Here is a 9357-nt window from a genome sequence, read left to right as displayed (position 1 = left end):
CCGTGCCGCGCCTGCGGGCGGGCATCCGGATGGGCGCAGTGTTTCGGGCGCGGCTGCTGGCCGTGGCCCTGTCGCCGCAGGCCCCCTAGTGAAGGGTTGATTTTTAAGGGTTGAGGGTTGAGTGACTGTTTGCCAGGTGGCGGATGGCTTCTATTCAACCCTTGGCCCTTTCTTTTTCCGCTTTGCTCATTCTCCACTTCAACCTGGGGAATTCAACCCTCAACATTCAAAACTCAACCCTTCTAAATAATGCGTAACAAAGGACTAATCATTGCGCTCACGCTCGTCGTTACGGCGTTGTGTGCGTATTTTCTCTTCTTCACCTACGTCTCGCGCGGGGTGCAGCAGAAGGCGGTGGCCTACGCCACCCGCAACGGCAAGCTCAACGAAACCGCTCGCCAGCACTACCTCGACTCGGTGTGGCGCGCCCCCGTGTACGGCCCCTTCACCTACCGCGAAGTGCGCCAGAGCGAGCTCGGCCTCGGCCTCGACCTGAAAGGCGGCATGCACGTGACGCTGGAAGTATCGCCGGTGGAAATTGTGCGCGCCATGAGCGGTAACAGCAAGGATGCCGCCTTCAATAAGGCCCTGGAGCAAGCCCAGGAAGCCCAGAAGGCCGCCCCCACCACGCCCTTCACCACGCTGTTTGCCCAGGCCTACCAGCAGACGTCGAACGGCCAGCCGCTGGCCCGCATCTTCGCCAACTCGACCAACAAGAGCCGCAACATCACCATCAACTCGAGCAACGAGAAGGTGCTGTCGGCCATCGACAAGGAAGTGGAAGAAGCCATCGACCGCTCGTTCAACATCCTGCGCACCCGCGTCGACAAGTTCGGCGTGAACCAGCCCAGCATTCAGCGCGTGAAAGGCACCGGCCGCCTCCAGATTGAGCTGCCCGGCGTAGACAACCCCGACCGCGTGCGCAAGCTGCTGCAAGGCCAGGCCAAGCTGGAGTTCTGGGAAGTATGGAACCAGAACGAAATCGGCCCCTACCTGGTAGCCCTCGACAAGCAGCTGCAAGCCAAGGATGCCGCTGCCAAAGCCGGCCCCGTAGCCACCGTGAACATGGCCGACACCACGGCCGCCGCTGCTGCCGCCAAAGGCGACACGACCTCGCTGGCCGCCCAGCTGGCCAAGAAGAAGACAATGCCCGGTGGTGGCAAAGGCGCCGCCGACTCGGCTACCACAGCCAACCAGGGCGGCGTGCTGGCCAAGCTCTTCACCATGCCCGGCCGCCTGGGCGTGAACCTGCGCGACACGGCCCGCATGAACACCATCCTGCGCTCGCCCGAAGCCAAAGCCACCCTGCCCTCGACCCTGGCCCTGCTCTGGAACCTGAAGCCGACCACCATCGACAAGCAGGAGTACCTGGAGCTGGTGCCCGTGCGCAAAACCCGCGACGGCATTCCGCCCCTGAGCGGCGAAGTGGTGAACGACGCCCGCGCCGACATCGGCCAGAACGGCCAGCCCGAAGTAACGATGAGCATGACGCCCGCCGGCTCGCGCAAGTGGGCTAAAATGACGGCCAACAACATCGGCAAGCAGGTGGCCATGGTACTCGACGACTACGTGTGCTCGGCGCCGGTGGTACAGGGCGAAATCACGGGTGGCAACACCAGCATCACGGGCAGCTTCGCCATCGAAGACACCCAGGATTTGGCCAACCAGCTGAAAGCCGGTAAGCTCCCCGCTCCTACCCGCATCGTGGAAGAAGCCGTAGTGGGCCCCTCGCTGGGTCAGGAAGCCATCAACCAGGGCCTGTACTCGTCGCTGGCCGGTGTGGTGATTATCATGCTGTTTATGGCCTTCTACTATGGCCGCGCCGGCATCGTGGCCGACATCGCCCTGCTCTTCAATATCTTCCTGATTCTGGGGGTACTCGCCCAGTTCGGCACCGCCCTCACCCTGCCCGGCATCGCCGGTCTGATTCTGGTAATGGGCACGTCGGTAGATGCCAACGTACTGATTTTCGAGCGTATTCGTGAGGAACTCGACCACGGCCTGGGCCTGATGGACGCCATCAACAAAGGCTACTCGCGCGCCTTCTCGGCCATCTTCGACTCGAACGTGACCACCATGCTCATCGCCGTGATTCTGGGCTTCTTCGGCACCGGCCCGGTGCAGAACTTCGCCATCACGCTCGGCATCGGCGTACTGACTTCGTTCCTGTCGGCTGTGTTCGTGTCGCGCCTCATCATCGAGTGGATGGTGAAGGGCAACGAGAACCACCCGATGACCTTCAGCACGGCGGTTTCGCGCAACCTGTTCAAGAACCTGAACTTCGACATCGTAGGCAAGCGCAAGCTGGCCTACACCTTCTCGGCCGCGTTCATCCTCGTGGGTTTCGGCCTGATGGCCTACCAGCACGGCCCCAACCTGGGTGTAGACTTCAAAGGCGGCCGCGCCTACGTGGTCGATTTCAACAAGACCATGGAGGCCTCGGCGGTAGGCGATAAGCTGCGCCCCGTGTTTGAAGGCGCCGGCCTCGAAGTGAAGCAGTACGGCTCGCCCGACCGCCTGCGCATCACCACCGGCTACCTGGCCGAAGACGAAAGCCCCGCCGCCGATGCCAAAGTAGTGGCCGCCCTCAACAAGGGCCTGCAGCAGTACAGCGCCGATGCCCCGGTTATCAAGTCGACCTCGAAAGTGGGTGCCACCATTGCCGACGACATCAAGCGCACCTCGGTGCTCTCGCTGGGCCTCACGCTGCTGGGCATCTTCATCTACGTACTGTTCCGCTTCGAGCGCTGGCAGTACTCGATGGCCGCCGTGGTCGCGCTGTTCCACGATGCGCTGCTCGTGATTGCCGCCTTCCCGATTGCCCGCCTGTTTGGCCTGAACTACGAGATGGACCAGATTTTCGTAGCTGCCCTGCTCACGGTTATCGGCTTCTCGATGAACGACACGGTGGTTATCTACGACCGTATCCGCGAGTACCTGCGCGAGAACCCCAAGCTGACCTTCGCCCAGGTGGTGAACCCGGCCCTGAACTCGACCTTCTCGCGCACGATGATTACGTTCACCACCGTATTCCTGGTAGTGCTCGTGATGTACATCTTCGGTGGCGAAACCCTGCGTTCGTTCTCGTTTGCCATGATTATCGGTGTGATTTTCGGCACGTACTCGTCGCTGTTCATCGCCACCCCGATTATCCTCGACACCTACGGCAAGAAAGAGGAGCGCGAGCGCCTCGCCCGCGGCGAAGAAGTGACCAACACCCCCGGCGACGCCCCCAAGCTGAGCCAGGCCACCGTCTAGACCACAGATTCAATGAATTAAACGGATTTCGCAGATTCGGGCGTCAGCCGACAGAATCAGGGTTTGTGTCCGTTCTATTCTGCAACAAAAAAGGCCGCCCGCTGGGCGGCCTTTTTTGTTGCGCTACATCCTCTCGCCGGGTCCAGTAGATGCGGCGGCCAGTTGAATCTGCGAAATCCGTTTAATCCGTTAAATCTGCGGTTCAGACAGTGAGGGAAGCAACCCTTTTTGGGTATCTTCCGAGTGGTGAACAGAAGCCGTTGCCCGGCCTGCCTTTACGCTGCACTATGCTGCACCTCTCCCCACCTGATTCTGCATCTGCCCGGTTTGCCGAGCTGCTGGCGGCCTGCCGCCGGCAGGAGCGGGTAGCACAGCGCCGCCTCTACGCCCAGTTCCACGGCTTGGCCATGAGCGTGTGCCAGCGCTACGCCCGCGACCGCGACCAGGCCATGGAAGCCGCCAACGACGGCTTCCTGAAAGTATTCCGCGACCTCGGCCGCTTCGACGCCAGCCGCCACCCCGACGATGTGCTGGGCTCGTTCCGGGGCTGGCTCAAGCGCGTCATGGTGCACACGGCCATCGACCACTACCGCGCCAACGAGCGCCACCAGCACCAGCAGGAGCTCGACGACGCCACCCTGAACCAGGCCACGCCCGACGCCACCCCGCTCGACGCCCTGAGCTACGACGAGCTGCTGGCCCTGGTGCAGCGCCTGCCCCCCGCCTACCGCACGGTGTTCAACCTGAGCGTAATTGACGGCTTCAGCCACGAGGAAATTGCCGCGCAGCTGCACATTTCGGAAGGCACTTCCAAATCCAACTTATTTAAAGCGCGGGCCCATTTGCGCAACATGCTGGCCCAGTGTTCGATGCTAGAGAAAATCCGCTATGTGGTCTGATAACGATATTGATAACGCGTTTCGCCGCCTCGACCCCGCCGAGCCCGAGCCCACGCCCTTTCCGCTCGACGGCTGGTTGAAGCTGGAGTCCCAGCTCGACCAGGCCGTGATTGACCGGGCCGTGCGCCGCCGGCTGTGGCAGTTTTTTGCGGCCGAAGTGGCTGTGGTGGCACTGGTAGGCCTGGGCTGGTCGCTGTGGCCGAAAGCCGAAACGTCTTCCATCGCTATTCAAGCGCAGACGGTGACTTCGGCAGCTGGCTCGATGCCCAAGGCATCTGATGGGGAGCGCCAGCCGTCTACGACAGTTACCGCTATTGCTCCGGCAACGGCGGTTAGCCGCCCCGCAATTGCACGTTCCATTTCGGCCACGCCACATCTGGCAGGCACCGCTGCCTTGGCACCCAATGCGCCAGCCCAGGCAGCGACAGCAGCTTATGCTGCGGTGCCAACGAGCACACGGCCTGCAAGCGCACAGCGGCTGCCGCTGGCCGGCGCCCTGGCGGCACATCCGCGCGTCCTGCCACGCTCCCAGCCTTACCCCACAGAGCATCAACTCGCTACAACGAAAGCCAATGCCGTTATAGCTACTGCGTCTGTTGAAGCCAGCCGCTATTCTTTAGGCACAACTGCCGCCCGGCAAGTGCCACCTGCGGCTGATTCGCCGCTTGCACTGGCGGCAAGCGAACATACGAAACAGTTTGATGCTGCCGCTGCTGCCTTAAGCACTGATAAATCCGCCCGTACTGCGGATGGCGCAACGGCCGCTCCCGCCCGAGCAGCCGGCGAGGCAGTGGTTGCAGATGCTGCCTCGCACAGTGCCGGTGCAATTGAAATGCCCCCTACGGCTCGGCAATTGGGCGCCGAAGCTCCTGCCTCGACATCGCCACGTAGTGCCGAGAGTGGCTTCGCTCCCATCACCCCAGTAGTAGCAGAAGCTGACCGGCCCGCCGTTGCGCCGTTGCCTGCCGCGCTAACGCTGGTTGCCAGCCCCAGCCTGCCGCTGCCAACTGTGGTGCGGCAGCCGCGCCTGTTTGTGGGCGTGGTGGCGGCGCCTGATGTGAGCACCGTGAAGTTTGCCGACGTGCAGGCGCCGCGCCTCAATGTGGGCCTGACGTTGGAGTACCGCCTGGGCCAGCGCTGGCGCGTGGCCACCGGCCTGCAACACTCAACTAAAGAGTATTACGCCCGCCGCGAAGACTACGACTGGACCAGCTATCCCCGGGCCCAGACCCGCGATTTTAGCTGGGTAGAAGGCGCGTGCACCGTCCTCGACGTGCCCCTAAACCTGCGCTACGACGCCGTGGTGCAGGGCCACGGCCGCTGGTTTGGCTCGGCGGGCTTGTCGTCGTTTTTTATGCAGCGCGAAAACTACAGCTACGATTACGAGGAAAGCGGCACGACCAAAAACTGGGAAATGCCCGGTCTGGTGAATGCGAACCGCCACCTGTTCAGCGTCCTCAACCTCTCGGCCGGCTACGAGTACAGCCTGGGCACGCACTGGCGCCTGCAAGCCGAGCCATATGCCAAACTCCCCCTGGCGGGCGTGGGCGCGGGCAAAGTAAAGCTACTCAGCGGTGGGGTGTTTTTTGGGTTGAAATACGGCTTTTAGGCCCTGCCTCCACTCCCTTCCGGCCAACCTCTACCAGCGCCCCGTGCGGGCCCTGAATGGAATTTCTCTGCCTGCTGATTCTTCCTTTTTATGATGACAACGACTACCTCAAACTGCCCCCCTACGCCCCGGCGGTTGGCCCTGTTGCGCATTGTGCTGGCTTTGCTTGGCACAGCAACTGGCTGCACCTACTCGCACGGCGACCCGGCCCCGGCCTGCGACGTGGCCCACGAAACCATTACTTACAAGGACGTGATTGCGCCCATCGTGGCGGCCAATTGCCTGCGCTGCCACGGTAGCACCGTGGCACCCACGCAGGGCGGTAGCATCGATTTCAGCACCTACGCCAATCTCAGTAACTTCCCGCAGGCCAGCCTGCTGGGCAGCGTGCGCCACGAGCCCAACCACCCCTTCATGCCCCAGGATGGCGGCAAGCTCTCGGACTGCGACATCCAGCGCCTCGAAGCCTGGTACGCGCTGGGCAAGCCCCAGTAGCGGCGGCAACCATCGCCTCAGCCGTCCCATCCACCCTCCGCTCTTCGCTATGAAACACCTATTTCTGCTCTTGTTCCTTCTGCTGTACGGCGTAGGCGCTACCCACGCCCAAGGCCGCTACATCACCAAAACCGGCCTGGTGAGCTTTTTTTCGTCCAGCCCGATTGAGGACATCGAGGCCCGCAACCAGCAGGTGGCGGCCATGCTCGATTTCGGCACCGGCCAGCTGGCTTTCAGCGTGCCTATCAAGGGCTTTGTGTTCAAGCGCACGCTGATGCAGGAGCACTTCAATGAGAACTACATGGAGTCGGACAAATTTCCCAAGGCCACATTCAGCGGCCGTTTCGTGGGGTTTGATGCTGGCCAGCTGGCCACGGCGGGCGCCCACCCGGCTCAGGTGGAGGGCGACCTGACGCTGCACGGCGTGACGCACCGCATTCGGGTGCCGGCTACGGTGGAGCTGCGCGGCGGGCAGCTACTGGCCCAGGCCACGTTCCCGGTGGCTTCGGCCGATTACAACATTGAGATTCCGCTACTCGTGCGCAACAACATCGCCAAGGTTATCAGCGTGCACGTCGAGCTGGCGTGTGCGCCGGCGGCAGGGGCCGTGGGCATAGCTCCGGCCGCTGGCCGCTAAGGCTGCCCGGTTTTTTTACCCGCTATTTCCGTTCCTGCTTATGTTCCTTTCTCTACGCTCGCTGATTCTCGTCGCCGGCACGATGGTAGCCGCCGGCGCCAATGCCCCGGCCGCCCACGCCCAGACCGATTTGCTGGGCGAGCTCGAAAAGCAAACCGCCGACTCGACCCGCCGCGAGGTGGTAGCGGCCACTTTCAAGGGCACGCACATCATCAACGCGCAGTCGGTCGAAACGCCCGGCGCGGGCACGCTGGCCTTCCTCATCCAGCACCGCTTCGGCACGCTCAACAGCGGGGCCTACGAGTTTTTCGGGCTCGACCAGGCCGTGTTGCGCCTGAGCTTCGAGTACGGCCTCACCAACCGGCTGGCTGTGGGCGTAGGCCGCACCAACATCGAAAAAACCTTCGATGGCTTCGTGAAATACAAGGCTTTGCAGCAAACCAGCGGCGCGCGCGCCATGCCGGTATCGGTCACGCTGTTCGCGTCGTCGGCCATCACCACGCTCCGGTTCAACCAGGCCGCCAACGTGCCCGAGCGCAGCACGGCCTCGCGCATCGACTACGCTTACCAGGTGCTCATTGCGCGCAAATTCAGCCCGGGGTTCTCGCTGCAGCTAATGCCCACGCTCATTCACCGCAACTACACGCCGCTGGCCGGCATGCAGAACGACGTGTACGCCCTCGGCGCGGGCCTGCGCCAGAAACTCACCAAGCGCGTGGCCCTCACGGCCGATTATTTCTACCTCATGCCCGGCTATGTGGCCGATAACTACCGCAACGCCCTCGGCGTGGGCTTCGACATTGAAACCGGCGGCCACGTGTTCCAGCTGCATTTCACCAACGCCAAAGGCATGTCGGAGAAGTTTTTCGTACCCCAAACCACCGGCAATTTCTTCAACGGCGACATCTATTTCGGCTTCACCGTAGCGCGCAATTTCACGGTTAAATCGCAGCTGAAATAAAGTGTTGAGTGTTAAATGAAAAATGTCCGCTTGAATCATCAGGCGGACATTTTTCATTTAACACTCAACACTCATTACACCGTAATACCTTCGGCCACTACGCTTTGCACCTCGGGCACCATGCGCTTGAGCAGGTTTTCGATGCCCGATTTCAGCGTGACGGTTGCCGAGGGGCAGCCCGAGCACGAGCCTTGCAGGTTCACGGTCACGATGCCTTCGTGGTAGCTTTTGAAGGTGATGTTGCCGCCGTCCTGCTCCACGGCGGGGCGCACATAGTTATCGAGCAGGTCGATAACCTTCTGGGCAATCTGGCCTTCCTGCTGGGTGGGGTCGCCGGCGGTGGCGGCTTGGGCAGCTTTCTGCTCGGCGGCGGGGTCGACGGTGAACAGCGGGCCACCAGCCTCTACGTAGCTCTTCAGGAACTGGCGCAGCTCCGGAATAATCTGCGTCCAGGCCAGCTCGGGCTGGGTTTTGGTCACGGTCACGAAGTTCTGGGCGATGAACACGCGGCCCACGTAGTCGAACCCGAACAGCTCCTGCGCCAGCGGCGAGTTGGCAGCGGCTTCGAGGTTGGGGTAATCGACGCTCACGCCATCCACCAGCAGGTTCTGGTTGAGGACGAACTTCATGCTCTCCGGATTGGGAGAAGCTTCGGCATAAATGGAAACAGCAGACATATTATTGGCGGTTAGTTACTGATTGTGAGTGGCCGGAGGCTGCGACAGCGCGACCTTTGGGGCCGGCAAAGATACAACCGCGACGGGGCCGCGGAGGTTGCAAATGTACCTACATTGGTTTTGTGGCACATAGTAACGCCGACTCACGCTACAACTGGTTGGCTCGGGCGCGCAGCAGCAGGTCGGCCAGTACCAGCTGCGTCATGGCCTCCACGATGGGCACGGCGCGGGGCAGCACGCAGGCATCGTGGCGGCCGCGGCCCACCAGCGTGATGCTTTCGCCCTGGTCGTTGATGGTTTGCTGGGGCTGCAGCAGCGTGGCCACCGGCTTGAACGCGACGCGGAAGTAAATATCCTGCCCGTTGCTGATGCCGCCCTGGCTACCGCCGCTGTGGTTGGTGCGGGTGCGCACGGCCCCGGCCTCATCGGTATAAAACTCGTCGTTATGCACCGAGCCGGGCAGCTTCGTGCCTTCGAAGCCCGAACCGAACTCGAACCCCTTCACGGCATTGATGCTGAGCATAGCGTGCCCCAGCAAGGCGGGCAGCTTGTCGAAAACGGGCTCACCCAGGCCCGCCGGCACGTGGCGCGCTACGCCCGTAATCACGCCGCCCACCGTATCGTGCGCGGCCTGGGCAGCCCGAATGCGCGCCTCCATCAGCGCGGCGGTTGCGGGGTGCGGGCAGCGCACCGGGTTGCTGTCGATGAGGCTCAAATCCAGCTCTTCGTAGCCCAGCGGCAACTCTACCTCACCCACGGCCGACACGTAGGCGGCCGTTCCGATGCCGAAGTGCGCCAGCACTTTCGCGGCCACGGCGCCG

8 protein-coding genes are annotated in these 9357 nt (G+C 62.4%); 6 read left to right on the top strand and 2 right to left on the bottom strand.

Features of this window, described 5'->3' with window-relative positions; all coding sequences use genetic code 11:
• Window positions 1-249: 249 nt before the first annotated feature.
• The 6 genes from secDF (at window position 250) to ACYVDE_RS08515 (ending at window position 7859) form a co-directional block, all read left to right on the top strand.
• A complete protein-coding gene (secDF, locus tag ACYVDE_RS08540; protein WP_460501073.1) occupies window positions 250-3258 on the top strand; it encodes a protein translocase subunit SecD/SecF in 3009 nt (1002 codons plus the stop codon).
• Window positions 3259-3545: 287 nt separating this feature from the next.
• On the top strand, window positions 3546-4157 hold the full coding sequence (locus ACYVDE_RS08535; protein WP_460501072.1) for an RNA polymerase sigma factor: 612 nt from the start codon (window positions 3546-3548) through the stop codon (window positions 4155-4157).
• 958 nt (window positions 4158-5115) lie between these two features.
• Complete coding sequence (locus ACYVDE_RS08530; protein WP_460501071.1) at window positions 5116-5766, top strand: porin family protein; 651 nt, start codon at window positions 5116-5118, stop codon at window positions 5764-5766.
• A gap of 153 nt (window positions 5767-5919) precedes the next feature.
• Window positions 5920-6261 carry a c-type cytochrome gene (locus tag ACYVDE_RS08525; protein WP_460501070.1) on the top strand — a complete coding sequence of 114 codons (342 nt, stop codon included), beginning with the start codon at window positions 5920-5922 and terminating at the stop codon, window positions 6259-6261.
• Window positions 6262-6310: 49 nt separating this feature from the next.
• Window positions 6311-6898: a YceI family protein gene (locus ACYVDE_RS08520; protein WP_460501069.1), complete on the top strand. Its 588-nt coding sequence runs from the start codon at window positions 6311-6313 to the stop codon at window positions 6896-6898.
• A gap of 40 nt (window positions 6899-6938) precedes the next feature.
• On the top strand, window positions 6939-7859 hold the full coding sequence (locus ACYVDE_RS08515) for a DUF5777 family beta-barrel protein (protein ID WP_460501068.1): 921 nt from the start codon (window positions 6939-6941) through the stop codon (window positions 7857-7859).
• A gap of 74 nt (window positions 7860-7933) precedes the next feature.
• On the opposite strand, the gene ACYVDE_RS08510 is transcribed toward ACYVDE_RS08515, so the two are convergent.
• Both ACYVDE_RS08510 and aroC read right to left on the bottom strand, forming a co-directional pair.
• On the bottom strand, window positions 7934-8536 hold the full coding sequence (locus ACYVDE_RS08510; RefSeq protein ID WP_460501067.1) for a NifU family protein: 603 nt from the start codon (window positions 8534-8536) through the stop codon (window positions 7934-7936).
• Between the two features lie 148 nt (window positions 8537-8684).
• Window positions 8685-9357 (bottom strand): chorismate synthase (gene aroC, locus ACYVDE_RS08505; RefSeq protein ID WP_460501066.1); only part of this gene is annotated, 673 nt, incomplete at its 5' end.

Source organism: Hymenobacter agri, from assembly GCF_054778495.1.
This window is presented reverse-complemented; position numbering and strand designations above follow the sequence as displayed.

What these genes read in the sequence shown, in the direction of transcription:
- ACYVDE_RS08535 (WP_460501072.1), top strand. Translation starts at nt 3,546, where the DNA reads ATGCTGCACCTCTCCCCACCTGATTCTGCATCTGCCCGGTTTGCCGAG.
- ACYVDE_RS08510 (WP_460501067.1), bottom strand. Translation starts at nt 8,536, where the DNA reads ATGTCTGCTGTTTCCATTTATGCCGAAGCTTCTCCCAATCCGGAGAGC.
- ACYVDE_RS08515 (WP_460501068.1), top strand. Translation starts at nt 6,939, where the DNA reads ATGTTCCTTTCTCTACGCTCGCTGATTCTCGTCGCCGGCACGATGGTA.
- secDF (WP_460501073.1), top strand. Translation starts at nt 250, where the DNA reads ATGCGTAACAAAGGACTAATCATTGCGCTCACGCTCGTCGTTACGGCG.
- ACYVDE_RS08520 (WP_460501069.1), top strand. Translation starts at nt 6,311, where the DNA reads ATGAAACACCTATTTCTGCTCTTGTTCCTTCTGCTGTACGGCGTAGGC.